This window comes from Mesorhizobium silamurunense (assembly GCF_014843905.1).
Taxonomy (GTDB): domain Bacteria; phylum Pseudomonadota; class Alphaproteobacteria; order Rhizobiales; family Rhizobiaceae; genus Mesorhizobium; species Mesorhizobium silamurunense.
In genome coordinates this window covers 100195-116775 of record NZ_LPVS01000104.1, presented here as the reverse complement: position 1 = coordinate 116775, position 16581 = coordinate 100195, and the positions used below count along the sequence as shown (strand labels likewise).

The window sequence follows — 16581 nt, the reverse complement described above, 5'->3', positions numbered from 1 at the left end:
CGAGGAATCCCATGACCATTTCGGTTGGCGAAAAACTGCCCGATGCGACTTTCAAGGTGATGACCGCCGACGGCGCCAAGCCGATGACCAGCGCTGAAATCTTCGCCGGCAAGAAGGTGGTGCTGTTCGGCGTACCCGGCGCCTTCACGCCGACCTGCAGCAACAACCATCTGCCGGGTTATCTGGAGAACCACGACGCCATCCTGGCGCGCGGCGTCGACACCATTGCGGTCGTCTCGGTCAACGACGTCCATGTCATGGGCGCCTGGGCGCGCTTCACCGGCGGCGAAGGCAAGATCCTCTACCTCGCCGACGGCAGCGGCGATTTCGCCAAGGCGGTCGGCCTCGACAATGATCTTTCCGCGAACGGCATGGGGCTGCGCTCGAAGCGCTTTTCGATGATCGTCGACGACGGCAAGGTCACGGCGCTCAATGTCGAAACCAAGCCGGGTGTCGACGAGAGCGGCGCGGCCAAGATCCTCGAGCAACTCTGATGCTCGATATCGTCTGGCGCGCCGTCGCGATCGGCATCGGCGCCACGGTCTTCATGGACGTCTGGGCGATTATCCTCAACAAGGCCTTCGGCCTGCCGCGGCCGAATTGGGGCCTGGTCGGACGCTGGGTACGGCACCTGCCCGAGAAGGTGTTCCACGACGATATCGGCCAGGCCACGCCTTACTCCCATGAGAAGGCGCTGGGCTGGGCATTCCACTATCTCGTCGGCATCCTTTACGGCGTCATCCTGGTCGTGCTTGCGGGAGCCGGCTGGCTGGCCGCGCCGACCTTCCTGCCGGCCTTCATCCTCGGCATCGTCACCGTCGGCGCCGGCTGGTTCCTGTTGGCGCCCGGCATGGGCGCCGGCTGGGCAGCTTCCAAACTGCCCAATCCGATGCTGGTGCGCACACTGAACCTCGTCTCGCACACGGTGTTCGCGCTCGGCCTGTTCTCCACGGCGCTGCTGATCCGATAGAGAAGTCGGCGCGTCAGTAGCTCTGGGTCGAGCGTCGGGGCGATGGTTTTCTGGCCGGAGCGCCTTCGGGTTTCGGCGCACTTGCAACCGGTGCCGGCCGCGCCGACTTCGGCTTGAACGGCGCCATGCCTTGTCTTGCCAGCTCGTCGGCGCGCTCGTTCTCGGGATGGCCGGCATGGCCCTTCACCCAACGCCAAATGACCTTGTGGCGCCTGTTGGCCTCGTCGAGCGCCTGCCAGAGCTCGCCGTTCTTGACCGGCTTCCTGTCGCCGGTCTTCCAGCCGTTCTTCTTCCAGCCATGGATCCACTTGGAGATGCCGTCCATGACGTATTTGCTGTCGGTATAAAGATCGACCGTGCAGGCTTCCTTCAGCGCATTGAGCGCGGTGATAGCGGCAAGCAATTCCATGCGGTTGTTGGTGGTCTCGGCCTCGCCGCCCGACAGTTCCTTGGTGACGCCATTATAGCGCAACACCGCGCCCCAGCCGCCGGGCCCGGGATTGCCCGAGCAGGCGCCGTCGGTGAATATCTCGACTTGCTTGTTCATGTCAGTCCGTATTCGGAGGGCGACTTGATCGCCCGGTGAAAGCGCATGCGGCGGATATATTCGGTCGGATCGCGCTTCATCACCAGGCCGCCGTTGGGAATGGTCAGCCAGTCATAGAGCCTTGTCAGCATGAAGCGCAGCGCCGAGCCGCGCGCCAGCATCGGCAGCGCCGCCTTCTCGTCTGCCTGCAGCGGCCGTACCGACTGGTAGCCGGCAAGGAGCGCGGTCCCCTTGGTGAGGTTGAAGGAAAAGTCCTTCTCGAAGCACCATGCGTTGAGGCAGGTGGCGACATCATAGGCGTAGAGGTCGTCGCAGGCGAAATAGAAGTCGATCAGGCCCGACAGCTTCTCGCCGAGGAAGAAGACATTGTCCGGGAAGAGATCGGCATGGATGATGCCCTGCGGCAGGCTTGCCGGCCAGTTGCGCTCGAAATCGAGGAAGTCGGCGTCGACCTCCGCCGCCAGCCCCGGCTCGACCTCGTCGGCGCGGTCGCGCGACGCGGCCCAGAGCTTGCGCCAGCCATCGATGGCAAGCGCGTTCGGCCGCTTCATCGGGAAATCCCGGCCGGCGAGATGGAGCGCGGCCAACGCCTTGCCGACCTCGCCGCAATGCGCCGCCGTCGGGCGTCTCAGCGACAGGCCTTCGAGGAAGGTGATGATGACGGCCGGCCGGCCGGCAAGCGTGCCGATGACGGTGCCGTCATGCGCGGTGACCGGAAGCGGACAGGAAATGCCTTTTCGCGCGAGATGGCCCATCAGACCGAGGAAAAACGGCAGATCGGCCTTGTCGACGCGCTTCTCGTAGAGCGTCAGGATGTAGGAACCCGTGGAGGCGTGGACGAGGAAATTCGAGTTCTCGGTGCCCTCGGCGATGCCCTTGTATGATAGGAGTTCGCCCACCGGATAGGCTTTCAGGAATGCGCTGAGCTCGTTTTCGTTGACGTCGGTGTAGACAGCCATTGGGGTTTACGCGGCTCCATTGACGAAGGCCATGTCGGCCGCCGTCAGTTCGACATCGCGCAACACCCGCATCACCGGAAAGTCCTCCGTTTCGGTGGCCGTGATGGCCAGATCGATGGTGACGTCGAAGCGCTGCCGGAATGCGTCGATGATCTCGTCGACGATGATTTCCGGCGCCGAGGCGCCGGCCGACAGGCCGAGCGTCGAAATCTCGCCGATCTCATCCCACGGAATTTCGGAAGCCCGCTGCACGAGAAGCGACATTGCGGCACCCGCGCGCTCCGCCACTTCGACAAGGCGCCGCGAGTTGGACGAGTTCGGCGCGCCGACGACGAGGAAGAGGTCGGCGCCGGCAGCCGTTTCCTTCACCGCCTCCTGGCGGTTGGTGGTGGCATAGCAGATCGATTCGGCCGCCGGGGCGTGAAGCTCCGGGAAGCGCTCCTGCAGCGCCCGGATGATGCCGGCGGTGTCCTCGACCGACAGCGTCGTCTGGGTGACGAAGCCAAGCGCCGCCGGATCCGCCGGCACGAAGGTTGCTGCATCAGCCTCGGTCTCGATCAGGGTCACGGCACCCTCCGGCAGTTGCCCCATGGTGCCGATCACCTCAGGGTGGCCGGCATGACCGATCAGCAGCACATGGCGTCCAAGCCGCTGGTGGCGCATCGCCTGCTTATGCACCTTCGACACCAGCGGACAGGTGGCGTCGAGGTAGAACAGGTTGCGCGCCTCGGCGTCGGCCGGCACCGATTTCGGCACGCCATGCGCGGAAAAGACAACCGGCGACTGGCGATGCTCCGCCGGGATTTCGGACAATTCCTCGATGAACACCGCACCCAGGCTCTGCAGCCCCTCGACGACATAGCGGTTGTGCACGATCTCGTGGCGGACATAGACCGGCGCGCCGTATTTCTTCAGCGCCAGCACGACGATCTGGATGGCGCGGTCGACGCCGGCGCAGAAGCCGCGCGGCTGGCAGAGCCTGATCGTCAGCGGTGGCTTTTTCTCAATCATCAAAACGGGCCGGTTCAGTGGGAAAGCTGGAGGCGAAATGAGGCGTGCGGCCCGGCTCTGTCAAGAGCGGCGGCGCTCACCCTTCCTTCGCCGGGCGGCGAAGCCTGAGGATCAGCACCGCGGCAAGGGCGGCCGCCAGGCCGTACCAGGTGACGGCATATTGCAAATGGTTGTTCGGCAGATCGATAATGGTGACGCCGCCGACCGGCAGGCCGCCGGGATTCGGCGTCCTGTCGGCATCGACGAAGAACGGCACCAGCACGGCGCCCGCCGGAAGGCCGGCGCTCGAGGCCATGGCGTCGCGGTCCTTCCAGTAGAAGACGTTCTTGGCGACATCGTTGTCGGGCAGCATCATCGAGGGCTTTTCCGGCAGCGGATTGCGGGCAAGCCCGGTCACCGTCACCTTGCCGGCGACTTCACCCTGCTGGCGCTTGGCCGGATCCTTGAGGTCGTAGGGAACGAACCCGCGATTGACGAGCACGAAGCGGCCGTCGTCGAGCCGCAGGGGCGTGTAGACATTGAAGCCGGTGTCGCCTTCCCAGGTCGAAAAGAAGTGCCGCTCGCCCTGATGCAGGAACGTGCCGGTCACCGTCACCGGTGTGTAATCGACATCGTGGGAGGCAGCGAATTCCTTCTCGACCTCCGCCAGCGGCAGAGGTGCCGCATGCGTGCGCCTGTCGATGGTCTCGAGCAGCCCTTCCTTCCAGTGCAGGCGCTCAACCTGCCAGGTGCCGAGACCGAGGAGAATGGCGAACAGGACAAGGCTGAGCCCAAGCAGCAATACCGAGCGCGGCCGCGAAGGGCCGGCAGCCGAACCGGTCGCGCCGCTCATCGGCTGCTGTCCAGCCTGCCTTCCGCAGCCTTCTTCGAATATTGCAGGGTGATCAGCACGCCCTTGATCAAGCGCAGCGCCGTCAGGCACAGCACAAGCGCCAGCGGTATCCACAATATGAAATGCAGCCAGAGCGGCGGGCTGAGCGTCACTTCCGTCCACAGCGCCAGACCGACGACGATGAAGCCGATGATCAGGATGACGAAGACGGCCGGGCCGTCGCCGGCATCGGCGAAGGAATAGTCGAGCCCGCAATTGTAGCAGCGCTTGCCGACGGTGAGGAAACCGGAGAACAGCTTGCCCTCGCCGCAGCGCGGGCAGCGGCCGTGCAGGCCGGCCGAGACCGGGTCGATGGGCGGCCAGATCGCCCTGTCTTCGATCGCCTTGTCTTCGATTGCCTTGTCTTCGCTCATGTCGGGCATCCTATAGCATTCCGCGCAAAAGATAAGGCGGCCACGTCGCCGCAGCCGCCCTTTTGGGAATTCCGAAGCCGTTGATTTAATGGGCTTCGATCATCGCTCCGTTCGACGCCCAGACATAGATGCAACTGAACAGGAACAGCCACACCACGTCGACGAAATGCCAGTACCAGGCCGCCGCTTCGAAGCCGAAATGCTGCTTCGGAGTGAAATCGCCGCGCATCGCGCGCACCAGGCAGACGAGCAGGAAGATGGTGCCGATGATGACGTGAAAGCCGTGGAAACCGGTCGCCATGAAGAAGGTGGCGCCGTAGATGGAATCCTTGAACGCGAAGGGCGCGTGCATGTACTCGTAGGCCTGCACCATGGTGAACAGCATGCCGAGGCCGACGGTCAGCACCAGGCCGTTGATCAGGCCCTTGCGGTCGCCGTGCAGCAGCGAGTGGTGCGCCCAGGTCACCGTCGTGCCCGATAAGAGCAGAATGATGGTGTTGTAGAGCGGCAGGTGGAAGGGATCGAGAACCTCCAGGCCCTTCGGCGGCCAGACGCCGCCGGTGAAGGTGGTGCGCGCATATTGCGCGGCTTCGCCCGGGAACAGGCTGGCGTCGAAGAAAGCCCAGAACCAGGCGACGAAGAACATCACCTCGGAGGCGATGAACATGATCATGCCGTAGCGCAGGTGCAGCGACACGACGCGCGTGTGGTGGCCCTCATGCGCTTCCTTGATGGTGTCCGACCACCAGGCGAACATCGTGTAAAGCACGATGATCAGGCCGATGAAGAACAGCCACGGATTGGCGATGTTGTGGCCGAAGACCGGGAAGTTGCCGGCCTTGAGATACTGCATCAGGCAAACGCCGCCGACGGCCGTGACCAGCGCGCCGATCGAGCCCAGGAAAGGCCAGGGGCTGGGATTGACGAGATGGTAGTCGTGGTTCGGTTTTGCGTGCGCGTCTGCCATATCAACCCCCGAGGCTTGCTTCGGAATCTGGAACTTTGTTGCTGTTTTTGCCAGCGGCCGGCGCGGACGAGGCGACCGGCTGTTTCTTCTCGACCGGGAACATCGTGTAGGACAGGGTGATGGTCTTCAAGTCCTTCAGTTCCGGCACGTTGACGATGTCTGGATCGACATAGAACACGACCGGCATGTCCAGCGTCTCGCCGGGCTTCAGCGTCGTGTCGGTGAAGCAGAAGCACTCCACTTTGTTGAAATAGGCGCCGGCCATTTCCGGCTGCACGTTGAAGGAGGCGCGGCCGGTGATGGGGCGATCGAACTTGTTGGTGGCGCTGTAATGCGCCTGCGTGGTCTCGCCGATCTTGATCGTCACCGAGCGCGCGACGGGCTCGAACTGCCACGGAATGCCGTTGGTGTTGGCATCGAAGCGGATGGTGATGTCGCGGTCGAGCACGCGGCCGGCATATTGCTTCTCGGCGCGCTGCGTCGTGCCGCCATAACCGGTGACCTGGCAGAACATCTTGTAGAGCGGCACCGCCGCATAGGCCATGCCGACCATGCCGGTGAAGAAGGCCAGGCAGACCGCCACAACGATGCGGTTGCTGTTCTTCCTGACGGGTCTGGTCTCGACGCTCATCGCCGCCTCACATCAAATTCGTGGGCATCAGGCCCGAGGCATGGTGGCCGAAGCGCACGATGGTGGCGATGTAGAAGATGATGACGAGCGCGGCGAGCGCGACGCCGATGGCGACGGAGCGGTTGCGCCGCGCCTTCCGCTGGCGTTCGGTCAAGGTGACCAGTTCGAGGTTCTTGTCGGCCACGATCATGTTCCCCCCATGACGAGGGCGCGCCCGACCACGCTGTCGACGAGATAGGCGGCGAAGATTGCGAAGAGATAGAGCAGCGAATAGCCGAACAGCGCCTTGGCCGGCTTCATCGCCCGGTCGTCGTCGCTCATGCCCAGCACCTTCCAGGCATACCAGACGAAGCCCAGGCCGAGCGCGACGGAGACAATCCCATAGGCAGCCGTGGTGTAGCCGAGCAGCCAGGGCAGCACGCCGACCGGCGCCAGGATCAACGCATAGGCAAAGATCTGGCGACGGGTCGAGGCCTGGCCGGCGACGTTCGGCATCATCGGGATGCCGGCGCGGGCGTAGTCGTCCGACTTGAACAGCGCCAGCGCCCAGAAATGCGGCGGCGTCCACAGGAAGATGATCAGGAACAGGATCAGGCTTTCGAGGCTGACCGATCCGGTCACCGCGGCCCAGCCGATCACCGGCGGGATGGCGCCGGCGGCGCCGCCGATGACGATGTTCTGCGGCGTCCAGCGCTTCAGCCACATCGTGTAGACGACGGCGTAGAAGAAGATGGTGAAGGCAAGAAGCGCGGCCGACAGCCAGTTGATGAGGACGCCCAGCGTCATCACCGACAGCGCGGAGAGCACCAGGCCGAAGCTCAGCGCCTCACCCGGCGTGACGCGCCCAGCCGGCACCGGACGGCCGGCGGTTCTTGTCATCACCGCGTCGATATCGGCGTCGTACCACATGTTGAGCGCGCCCGAGGCGCCGGCGCCGATCGCGATCGCCAGGATAGCGATCACCGCCAGCAGCGGATTGATGGCGACGGGCGCCGCGACCATGCCGACAAAGGCCGTGAAGACGACCAGCGACATGACGCGCGGCTTGAGGAGAGCGAAGAAATCGCCCGCGGTGGCTTCCGACATGCGAAAGCCAACTTCCTCCATCAATTTGTGGTCGGCAAGAGCCATGCGTACTTAAAGTCCATCATTCCGTTGGCCAAGACCGCCGGCTCTCCGGCGGCCTCGTATTTCGGGCAGCCGCCTTACTTGATCTTCGGCAGCTGTTCCCACTGGTGGAACGGCGGCGGCGAAGGCAGCTGCCATTCGAGCGTGGTGGCACCCTCGCCCCACGGATTGGCGCCAGCGACGCGCTTCTTCTGGAAAGCCTCGAACACGCCATAGAGGAAGATCGCAACGCCGACGGCCGCGATGTAGGAGCCGTAGGATGAGACCATGTTCCAGCCGGCGAACGCGTCCGGATAGTCGACGGTGCGGCGCGGCATGCCGGCGAGACCGAGGAAGTGCTGCGGGAAGAAGATCAGGTTGACGCCGACGAAGGTGACCCAGAAGTGGGTGTTGGCGATCATCGGCGAGTACATGTAGCCGGTCATTTTCGGGAACCAATAGTACCAGCCGGCGAAGATGGCGAACACCGCGCCCAGCGACAGCACGTAGTGGAAATGGGCGATCACGAAATAGGTGTCGTGCAGCGAGCGGTCGAGGCCGGCATTGGCGAGCTGAACGCCGGTGACGCCACCGATCGTGAACAGGAAGATGAAGCCCAGCGCCCACAGCATCGGCGGCTTGAAGGAGATCGAGCCGCCCCACATCGTGGCGATCCAGGAGAAGATCTTCACGCCGGTCGGCACCGCGATGACCATGGTGGCAAACACGAAATAGCGCTGCGTGTCGAGCGACAGGCCGGTCGTGTACATGTGGTGCGCCCAGACGATGAAGCCGACGGCGCCGATCGCGACCATGGCGTAGGCCATGCCGAGATAGCCGAAGACGGGCTTCTTCGAGAAGGTCGAGACGATGTGGCTGATGATGCCGAAACCCGGCAGGATCAGGATGTACACCTCGGGGTGGCCGAAGAACCAGAACAGGTGCTGGAACAGGATCGGGTCGCCGCCATTGTCCGGCACGAAGAAGGAGGTGCCGAAGTTGCGGTCGGTGAGCAGCATGGTGATGGCGCCCGCCAGAACCGGCAGCGAGAGCAGTAGCAGGAAGGCCGTGATCAGCACCGCCCAGGCAAACAGCGGCATCTTGTGCATCGTCATGCCGGGCGCGCGCATGTTGAAGATGGTGGTGATGAAGTTGATCGCGCCGAGGATCGACGAGGCGCCGGCGATGTGGATCGACAGAATCGCAAGATCCATCGCCGGGCCAGGCTGGCCGGAGGTCGAGAGCGGCGGATAGATCGTCCAGCCACCGCCGACGCCGAACGCGCCGGGCGCGCTCGGCACGAACATCGAGCTGAGAAGCAGGATGAAGGCCGGCGGCAGCAGCCAGAAGGAGATGTTGTTCATGCGCGGGAAGGCCATGTCCGGCGCGCCGATCATGATCGGCACCATCCAGTTGGCGAAGCCGCCGATCAGGGCCGGCATCACCATGAAGAAGATCATGATCAGGCCGTGCGCGGCGCCGAAGGCATTGTACATGCTCTTGCCGCCGTCGATGGCGGCATCGCCCTGCATGCCGTAGACCATCTGCGCCAGGCCGCTGAAGATCTGGATGCCCGGCTCCTGCAGCTCCATGCGGATGGCGACCGAGAGCGCGCCGCCGACAATGCCGGCGATGATCGCGAAGATCAGGTAGAGCGTGCCGATGTCCTTGTGGTTGGTCGAGTACACCCAGCGGACCCAGCCATGCGGCCTGTGGTCGTGGTGGTCGTGAGCTGCAGCCTCTGCCATATTCGGCTCCGTTCCCTAATTCTTGCTAACCCGCGGCATCAGTTGCCAGCGGCCGCTACCTTGTTGGTACCATCGATCTCGGCCATCAGCGCCTTGTTGGCGGCGGGCACGTCGGTCTTGGCCGTCTCCAGCCAGGTCTTGAACTGCGCATCGGACACGACGCGAACCGCGATCGGCATGAAGGCGTGATCCTTGCCGCAGAGCTGTGAGCACTGGCCGTAATAGAGGCCTTCCTTCTCGGCCTTGAACCAGGTCTCGTTGGTGCGGCCGGGCACGGCGTCCATCTTGATGCCGAAGGACGGCACGGCGAAGGAGTGGATGACGTCGGTGGCGGTGATCAGCACGCGGGTCATGGTGTTGACCGGCACCACCAGCTCGTTGTCGACGGCGAGCAGGCGCGGATAGAGAGCGCGGTCTTCCTTGCCGGCCTTGGCGCGATCACCATCCTGAAGGATCGCCGAGTTGAAGGAGAAGCTCTTGTCGACCTGATATTCGTAGTCCCAGTTCCACTGGTTGCCGGTCGCCTTGACGGTGAGCTTGGCTTCCTCAGGCGGCGTGTATTGCGCGGTGAGCAGCTGGAACGACGGGATAGCGATGAGCAACAGCACGATGACCGGCCCGACCGTCCAGATCACCTCGATGAGGGTGTTGTGGCTGGTCCTGGAAGGAACCGGATTCACGCTGGCGCGGAACCTCAGGACGCAAACGGCAAGCAGTGCCAGCACCAGGATTGTGATCGGGACGACGAACCACATCGTGTAGTTCCCGAACCACTCGATCTGTCGCATCATATCGGTCGCCGGTGCCTGGAAGGCGGTCTCCCAAGGCCGCGGCTGATCCGCGTAGGCGGATACGCTGGAGAAGAGCGCGCCTGCGGCTGCAGCACCTGCCATCAATTTGGCGCTTGCCTGGAATTTTCTCATCGCCCTCTCGTCTCCCACTTCCTGCGATCGGATCGCACCAATAACGAACGACGCCGGGATGGGGAATCCCGGTCTGTCCCTAAGGTGGTTCAAACCATACTCTAATTCCCTCTGCAAGGAAGGAGCGGACGAAGCCGTGCGGCATTTTTGCGCGCAGCCCGAAGGGCATCCCCTGCCATCGCCGCGTCGCGTGGCGGACGGTCGCAATTCGGGCGAATTTGCTCTGGAAAAGCGCGTAATTGCCGGTATCTGGGCGGGCCGGCGACGGTCTCGTCCTTTACTTGGCCTTGGCGCAGCTTAAAGTGCCGTGATTCGCAATGGAGCCGTCATGACTTCCTGGCTTTCGAGACCCCTGGCGAAGGTCGTCTTCCTTGCCGCCTTGCTTGGCGCCAGCGCGGCGAACGCCGCGCCACCTCAGACCGCAGCGCCGCCCAGCGGCACGGTCAAGTCGACGCATGGCGCGTGGTCGATCATCTGCGACACGCCGGCCGGCGCGACCTCCGAGCAATGCGTGATGATGCAGAATGTCGTCGCCGAGGACCGTCCGGAAATGGGGCTTTCGGTGGTGGTGCTGCGCACCGCCGACAACAAGGCCGAGATCCTGCGGGTGCTGGCGCCGCTCGGCGTGCTCTTGCCCAACGGGCTTGGCCTCAATGTCGACGGCAAGGATATCGGCCGCGCCTATTTCGTGCGCTGCTTCCAGGATGGCTGCTATGCGGAAGTGATCCTCGAGAAGCCGCTGCTCGACACGCTGAAGAACGGCACCTCGGCCACCTTCATCGTCTTTCAGACGCCCGAGGAAGGCATCGGCATTCCCGTCGATCTCAAGGGATTCGGCGAAGGCTTCGCCGCCCTGCCCTGAGCCTGGCGGTTGCAATGCGGTCGGTCGGCCCACGGCGATGACGATCCCGTGTGAACGCTGGCGATTGTCTTGACCTCACTTCGCCCCTACATCGGGGAAGACGAAACCGCCAGCGGACAGCCTTGCCATGAACAGCCTGATCGGCCAATTCGACATTTCCGACGACCGCGTCAAAGAGATCGTCGCCGACACCATCAAGGGCGCCGACGACGGCGAGTTGTTCCTCGAATACAGCGAGAGCGAAGCGCTGATGTTCGACAATGGCCGGCTGAAGACGGCCAATTTCAACACCGACCAGGGCTTTGGGCTGCGCGCCGTCGCCGGCGAGGCGAGCGGCTATGCGCATTCGAGCGACTTGTCTGAAGCCTCACTGTTGCGCGCGGCCGACGCGGTCTCGGCGGTCAAGGGCGGCTATTCCGGAACGCTTGCCGCAGCGCCCGCGCGCACCAATCGCCACCTCTATGGCGACGAGAACCCCATCCCCTCGCCCAGTTTCGAGGCCAAGGCCAAGCTGTTGCAGGAGATCGACGCCTGGCTGCGCGCCGCCGATCCGCGCGTGCGCCAGGTGACGGCCTCGCTCGCCGCATCCTGGCAGCACGTCGAGATCGTGCGTGGCGACGGCCAGGTGGTGCGCGACATCCGTCCCTTGGTCAGGATCAACGTCTCGGTGGTTGTCGGCGATGGTGATCGCCAGGAGAGCGGCTCCTACGGCATGGGCGGCCGCAAGAGCTTCGGCGAGTTCCTTACCGAGGAGAGCTGGAAGCATGCAGCGCGCGAGGCGCTGCGGCAGGCGCTGGTCAATCTCGAGGCCGTTCCGGCGCCGGCCGGCACCTTCGATATCGTGCTCTCCAGCGGCTGGCCGGGGGTGATGCTGCACGAGGCGGTCGGCCATGGCCTGGAAGGCGATTTCAACCGCAAGAAGACGTCGGCCTTCGCCGGCCTGATGGGTCAGCAGGTCGCGGCAAAGGGCGTCACAGTAGTCGATGACGGCACGATCGCCGAGCGTCGCGGCTCGCTCACCGTCGACGACGAAGGCACGCCTTCGGCGCGCAACGTCTTGATCGAGGACGGCAAGCTGGTCGGCTACATGCAGGACCGCCAGAACGCGCGCCTGATGGGTATGAAGGCGACCGGCAACGGCCGGCGCGAGGGCTACGCGCACCAGCCGATGCCGCGCATGACCAACACCTACATGACCGCGGGCGACATGAACCCAGAGGAGATCATCGCCTCGGTCAAGAACGGCATCTATGCCGTCTCCTTCGGCGGCGGCCAGGTCGACATTACCTCCGGCAAGTTCGTCTTCGGCTGCACCGAGGCCTACATGATCGAGGACGGCAAGGTGACCCAGCCGATCAAGGGCGCGATGCTTATCGGCAACGGACCCGACGCCATGCATCGCGTGACCATGGTCGGCAACGACATGAAGCTCGACAACGGCATCGGCATGTGCGGCAAGGCCGGACAGGGCGTGCCCGTCGGCGTCGGCCAGCCGCATCTGAGGATGAACCAGATGACGGTGGGCGGCACCCGGGTTTGAGGCAAAGGAACGATTCCGGTATTGTTAAGCTAATGACCGGCTCCGAAAAATTCATAACGACCGTCTCGACCAGGGACGGATGACCCTGCCCAGCGCGATCTGAAAACGGCGGGACTGGGGCGCTGGTACGCGCCTCCAGGTCGAAGACACGCCGGAGGGCGTTCTTCTGAGACCGGAGCAGGCTTTTGCCCCGACGCGGCCGGAGCAGGTGTTTGGCATCCTGCCGCACAGTGGCGTGCCAAAAACGCTGCAAGACTTGCACGCGAGCGTCCTTGACGAAGCGCAGCGGCGCCATGCCCGCGATTGATACCAATCTGCAAGAGGCGTAGCGGCCCCCGCCGGACACGGACACGATCGTGTTAGCAAATTATTAATTGTTCAATTGCCTTGGCCGGCGTTTCCGCATTAACTCATCGCCAGTCTTCTCGTTGCGGTGGTGTCTGGCATTGTTGCGTTCCCCTGGCGTCCTGACCTCTTCTTTCCTCCTTGGCCTTGTTTCGTTGATCGGCGCGACGTCCCTATCTGCCGACCCGGCGGCGGCGCAGTCGACGTTGTTCAACCGGCCATCGACGCAATCTTCCGCGGATACGGTCCGCTCCGCCGCGGTCGGAGGACGCACCAGCGTTCCCTATGGCTGGCTCGATTTCTGCCACCGCCGGCCGAAAGAGTGCAAAGTGGCGGCTCTGCCGGCGACGAGCGTCAAGCTGAGCGCCCAGAACCTGCGCACCCTCAAGCGGATAAACCAAAAGGCGAACCGCGCCATCAAGCCCGTCAGCAACTACGATCACTGGGGCACGATGATGGACCACTGGGACTATCCGGTGGACGGCAAGGGCGACTGCAAGATCTATGCGCTCTACAAGCGCAAGCTTCTCATGGAAGCGGGATTCCCACGCCAGGCGCTGCTGATGACGGTGGTGCGCGACCTGAACAATGAAGGTCACACCATCCTGACGGTGAAGACCGACAAGGGCGACCTCGTCCTCGACAATCTGGTCGACGAAGTCCGGCCCTGGAACGCGACCGGCTATTATTTCCTGAAGCGCCAGTCGCAGCAGAACCCGAATATCTGGGTGTCGATCAATCAGCGCGGCGGCACGCCGAAAACCTGACGGAGGCCACCAGGCCTGTAAGCTGAGCGGCCCGCATAGCCCGGAGCGGACCAGCCTTTGCGGGTCTGTACGCAGGTGCTCCCTGCCTTACAAGTCGCGGGCCGGAAAGTCCGGCCCGCGCAACGGCAACCTATCGTCTGGCTCGACAGCCTACTCCTTGCAGGGTGGCTCGCCCGGATTCCCGCAGGCAAACTTCTTGTTTCCTTGCGGCTGCTGCTGCTTCGGCTGCTGCGGCAGACGCCGCTCCTGGACCTCAGGCCTCGGTTGCGCGCGGAACTCAGGCCTCCGCGGCCTGGAGGACGCCTCACCGTTGGGCTGTTCCTGCAGCTTGTACTGGCGCTGCGCATTCTCCTTCGGCCTGTTGACCTTGAAGTTGCGCTGGACGTCGACCTCCGCGCCGCCGGACCCTTCTTCGTTCTGCAGCCTGCGGAACTTCCTGCCCCTGTCGTTCCTGCCGACCGAGCCTTGATTCTCTTCGGAGAACACGTCCGGATTGTTCCTCCTGAGCCGCTTCTGCATGCTCGGCCCGTTGTCGGCCGGCTCGCCGTTGACGGTCGGCAGCTTGCGGAACTTCCTGCCCCTGTCGTTCCCGGCGGCCGAGCCCTGATTCTCGTCGGAGAACACGGACGGATTGTTCCTCCTGAGCCGCTTCTGCATGCTCGGCCCGTTGTCGGCCGGCTCACCGTTGACGGTCGGCAGCTTGCGGAATTTCCTGCTCTTGTTTCCCTTGGCCGGGCCCTGATCACCCGGTTCGACAATGGACCGGCCGGCCGACAAATCCTTGCGCGTCAGCTTCTTCGATTTGCGGTTGTCCTGGCCGGACAGCACGTTCGGATTGTTCTTCCCGAACCTCTCCTGCGCGCCCTGGCCGTTGTCGGCCGGCATGCCGTTGACGGTGGGCAGCTTGCGCAATTTCTTGCCCTTTTGCTGACCGGTGCCCTGCTCTCCGGTCACGGCGGCGCCGGCATTTCCCGTCGCCTCCTGGTTACCGCCCACAATGCCTTGCCTGCCGAGCTGCTTCCTGGACTTGCTGCCTGGCAAATTCCGATCACTAAGCACTGGTTTGCCGTTGACGAGCGGCAGCGTTTTGCCATCGGCTCCCGGCAAGGCGTGGTCGGTTCCAAGCTTGCGGGCGGACAGGTCCTTCGACAGCGGAGTCGCAGCACCGGGCTGCTGGCCCGAGATAACACGCTGGCCGGGCTTCGGCGGCAAGCCGCCCTGTTTCTGGCCGCCCTGTTGCTGATTGGACGGGATCTTACGGGACATGGCCGCCTTCTTCTGCAGCAGCGGCGGCAGCGCAACCCTGGCCGCCAGCGCATCCGCGCGGGCACCAACAGCGCCCGCGGTCGTCTTCTGGCCTGCGGCGCGGCCACCCTGAACACTGGCGTCTGGCTGCGCGGCCTGATTGATGGTCTCGTTTTTGATCGTCGTGTTGATATTGTTGATGACGGTCGTGTTGTGGATGTTGTTGAAGATGATGTCGTTCCGCGGCGGCACGATGTGACGCGGCGGGTTGATGAACACGGGTATCGGCACGAACACCGGTGTCGGCAGGACGAAGACGTCGATCGGCGGCGGCGGTGGCTCAAGCACGATGAAATCCGGCGGCGGTGGCGGCAGGAAGATGATTGCGACCGGCGGCGGCGGTTCGAAGTCGAAATCTGGGTCGTCGAAATAGAGCACCGGGCGGTCGATATAGACGATTTCCTCCGGCGGCGGCGGCGGCACGTCATAGACAATGACGGTGAAGCTCGGCGGCGGCTCGAGCTCGGCGTCGAAATGCTCCAGCCGGCGGCGCGCGTCCCAGGCATGCGGTCCGTGCGGATAGCGTTCGAGGTAGGACCAGTAGGCTTCCGGCGTATCCCGCGTCCAGGTCTGACGCCAGGTGATCGCCTCACGCCGCGCGGCGATGATGGCGCGCACCCGCTTGGCCATCGGATCGTGCGGATAGGCGACGAGGAAATCCTGGTAGCCGCGCAGCGTGTCGCGGTCGAGCGCCGCGACATAGGCGTCGCGGGCATTAAAGTCGCGAATCTCCCTTGTCCGGTTGGCCTGGGATTCGGCCTCGGAAACCTTGGGCGCGGGCGCATCCGGCGCGCGGTCGAAGAAGACGAAGGGCGCGTTGATCTTCGAAGCGTTCCAAGGCACCTCGGCCCCTTGCGTCACTTCGTTGACGCGCAGGCGCGTGCGGTCGAACACGTCTTCGAGCGGCAGGCCGCCCTCGCGCATCATCTCGGCCAGCGCCTGGGCATAGGCGCCATAGGGTCCCTTGCCCTCCGGCGCGACGGTTCCCGGAGCGGCATTGAAGGCGATCAGCATGTTCGGGTCGGGATCGACCAGCGCGAGGCCGCCGGCCAGCGGCTGTTTCATCTGCGGGAAGGCATTCGGCCGCGCCGCGTCGAGCACGATGATGTTGACCTTCGTCGGCAAGGCCGCGAGCGGGCGGGTGAGATCGGAGATCCGAATGGCCTGGATTGGCACATCGGCAGGATTGGCGATGTTGGCATCGACCGGCAGGAAATAGTTCTCGCCTTCGAACTGCGCGCCGTGCCCGGCGAGGTAGACGAAAACGACCGCGTCGGGACCGGCGGCCGAAACCTTGGCGAGGAAATCGCGGAAGGCGCCGCGCAGCGATTCCTGGTCCACATCACGCGCGCCGACCACATCGAAACCGGCTGCCTGCAAGGTCTGTCCAATCAGACCCGCATCGTTGGCGGCCGTCGCGAGTTCGCCGGACTGATATGCGCCGTTGCCGATGACGAAGGCCAGCCGCTTTTCACCTTGCGCAAGAGCCCCAGCTGCGGAACCGACCGCAAATATGACGAGAACGACGACGAGTTCGAGGAACCTCTGAAGCGTCCGCATTGCAATCCGCCATCCATTTAAAATGGTAAACGCTCGAGAGGTCGGAACGTTTCCCGAACGCCGTGAATTTTTGTCTCGCAAAAAGGCGGCTTTA

Annotated in this window: 17 protein-coding genes; 5 read left to right on the top strand and 12 right to left on the bottom strand. The window is 63.9% G+C overall.

Annotation, left to right across the window (positions count from 1 at the left end):
* The first annotated feature begins 11 nt into the window (after nucleotides 1-11).
* Both AU465_RS31745 and AU465_RS31740 read left to right on the top strand, forming a co-directional pair.
* On the top strand, nucleotides 12-494 hold the full coding sequence (locus tag AU465_RS31745; RefSeq protein ID WP_192256772.1) for a peroxiredoxin: 483 nt from the start codon (nucleotides 12-14) through the stop codon (nucleotides 492-494).
* Nucleotides 494-970 (top strand): DUF2938 domain-containing protein, encoded by a 477-nt coding sequence (locus tag AU465_RS31740; protein ID WP_192256770.1) that lies wholly within the window; start codon nucleotides 494-496, stop codon nucleotides 968-970. Before AU465_RS31745 ends, AU465_RS31740 begins: the two co-directional genes overlap by 1 nt.
* Nucleotides 971-983: 13 nt before the next feature.
* Here AU465_RS31740 and rnhA read toward each other — a convergent pair whose 3' ends face one another.
* The 11 genes from rnhA to coxB form a co-directional block, all read right to left on the bottom strand.
* Nucleotides 984-1517: a ribonuclease HI gene (gene rnhA, locus AU465_RS31735; protein WP_192256768.1), complete on the bottom strand. Its 534-nt coding sequence runs from the start codon at nucleotides 1515-1517 to the stop codon at nucleotides 984-986.
* On the bottom strand, nucleotides 1514-2476 hold the full coding sequence (locus tag AU465_RS31730; RefSeq protein WP_192256766.1) for a homoserine kinase: 963 nt from the start codon (nucleotides 2474-2476) through the stop codon (nucleotides 1514-1516). The genes rnhA and AU465_RS31730 overlap by 4 nt, the downstream gene beginning before the upstream one ends.
* Before the next feature lie 6 nt (nucleotides 2477-2482).
* On the bottom strand, nucleotides 2483-3487 hold the full coding sequence (ispH, locus tag AU465_RS31725) for a 4-hydroxy-3-methylbut-2-enyl diphosphate reductase (protein WP_192256763.1): 1005 nt from the start codon (nucleotides 3485-3487) through the stop codon (nucleotides 2483-2485).
* A 76-nt stretch (nucleotides 3488-3563) separates the two neighbouring features.
* On the bottom strand, nucleotides 3564-4319 hold the full coding sequence (locus AU465_RS31720) for an SURF1 family protein (protein WP_192256761.1): 756 nt from the start codon (nucleotides 4317-4319) through the stop codon (nucleotides 3564-3566).
* Complete coding sequence (locus AU465_RS31715) at nucleotides 4316-4732, bottom strand: DUF983 domain-containing protein (protein WP_192256759.1); 417 nt, start codon at nucleotides 4730-4732, stop codon at nucleotides 4316-4318. Before AU465_RS31715 ends, AU465_RS31720 begins: the two co-directional genes overlap by 4 nt.
* An 85-nt stretch (nucleotides 4733-4817) precedes the next feature.
* Entirely contained in the window at nucleotides 4818-5699 is an 882-nt protein-coding gene (locus AU465_RS31710) for a cytochrome c oxidase subunit 3 (protein WP_192256757.1), read from the bottom strand.
* 1 nt (nucleotide 5700) lies between these two features.
* Nucleotides 5701-6330 (bottom strand): cytochrome c oxidase assembly protein, encoded by a 630-nt coding sequence (locus tag AU465_RS31705; RefSeq protein ID WP_192256755.1) that lies wholly within the window; start codon nucleotides 6328-6330, stop codon nucleotides 5701-5703.
* A 7-nt stretch (nucleotides 6331-6337) separates the two neighbouring features.
* Nucleotides 6338-6520, bottom strand: a complete 183-nt coding sequence (locus tag AU465_RS31700; protein WP_192256753.1) for a cytochrome c oxidase system small membrane protein — start codon at nucleotides 6518-6520, stop codon at nucleotides 6338-6340.
* A complete protein-coding gene (locus tag AU465_RS31695; RefSeq protein WP_192256751.1) occupies nucleotides 6517-7461 on the bottom strand; it encodes a heme o synthase in 945 nt (314 codons plus the stop codon). The genes AU465_RS31700 and AU465_RS31695 overlap by 4 nt, the downstream gene beginning before the upstream one ends.
* 74 nt (nucleotides 7462-7535) lie before the next feature.
* The gene (ctaD, locus tag AU465_RS31690; protein WP_192256749.1) at nucleotides 7536-9185 is read right to left on the bottom strand and encodes a cytochrome c oxidase subunit I; all 1650 of its coding nucleotides are present in this window, start codon (nucleotides 9183-9185) and stop codon (nucleotides 7536-7538) included.
* 38 nt (nucleotides 9186-9223) lie between these two features.
* Nucleotides 9224-10108: a cytochrome c oxidase subunit II gene (coxB, locus tag AU465_RS31685; protein WP_192256747.1), complete on the bottom strand. Its 885-nt coding sequence runs from the start codon at nucleotides 10106-10108 to the stop codon at nucleotides 9224-9226.
* Between the two features lie 328 nt (nucleotides 10109-10436).
* Between coxB and AU465_RS31680 the strand changes: the two genes are divergently transcribed.
* From AU465_RS31680 to AU465_RS31670, 3 genes are all read left to right on the top strand, one after another.
* Entirely contained in the window at nucleotides 10437-10970 is a 534-nt protein-coding gene (locus tag AU465_RS31680; RefSeq protein WP_192256745.1) for an invasion associated locus B family protein, read from the top strand.
* A gap of 127 nt (nucleotides 10971-11097) precedes the next feature.
* On the top strand, nucleotides 11098-12510 hold the full coding sequence (gene tldD, locus AU465_RS31675) for a metalloprotease TldD (RefSeq protein ID WP_192256743.1): 1413 nt from the start codon (nucleotides 11098-11100) through the stop codon (nucleotides 12508-12510).
* 446 nt (nucleotides 12511-12956) lie between these two features.
* Nucleotides 12957-13622 carry a transglutaminase-like cysteine peptidase gene (locus tag AU465_RS31670; protein ID WP_192256741.1) on the top strand — a complete coding sequence of 222 codons (666 nt, stop codon included), beginning with the start codon at nucleotides 12957-12959 and terminating at the stop codon, nucleotides 13620-13622.
* Nucleotides 13623-13772: 150 nt separating this feature from the next.
* On the opposite strand, the gene AU465_RS31665 is transcribed toward AU465_RS31670, so the two are convergent.
* A complete protein-coding gene (locus tag AU465_RS31665) occupies nucleotides 13773-16487 on the bottom strand; it encodes a caspase family protein (protein WP_192256739.1) in 2715 nt (904 codons plus the stop codon).
* Nucleotides 16488-16581 lie beyond the last annotated feature (94 nt).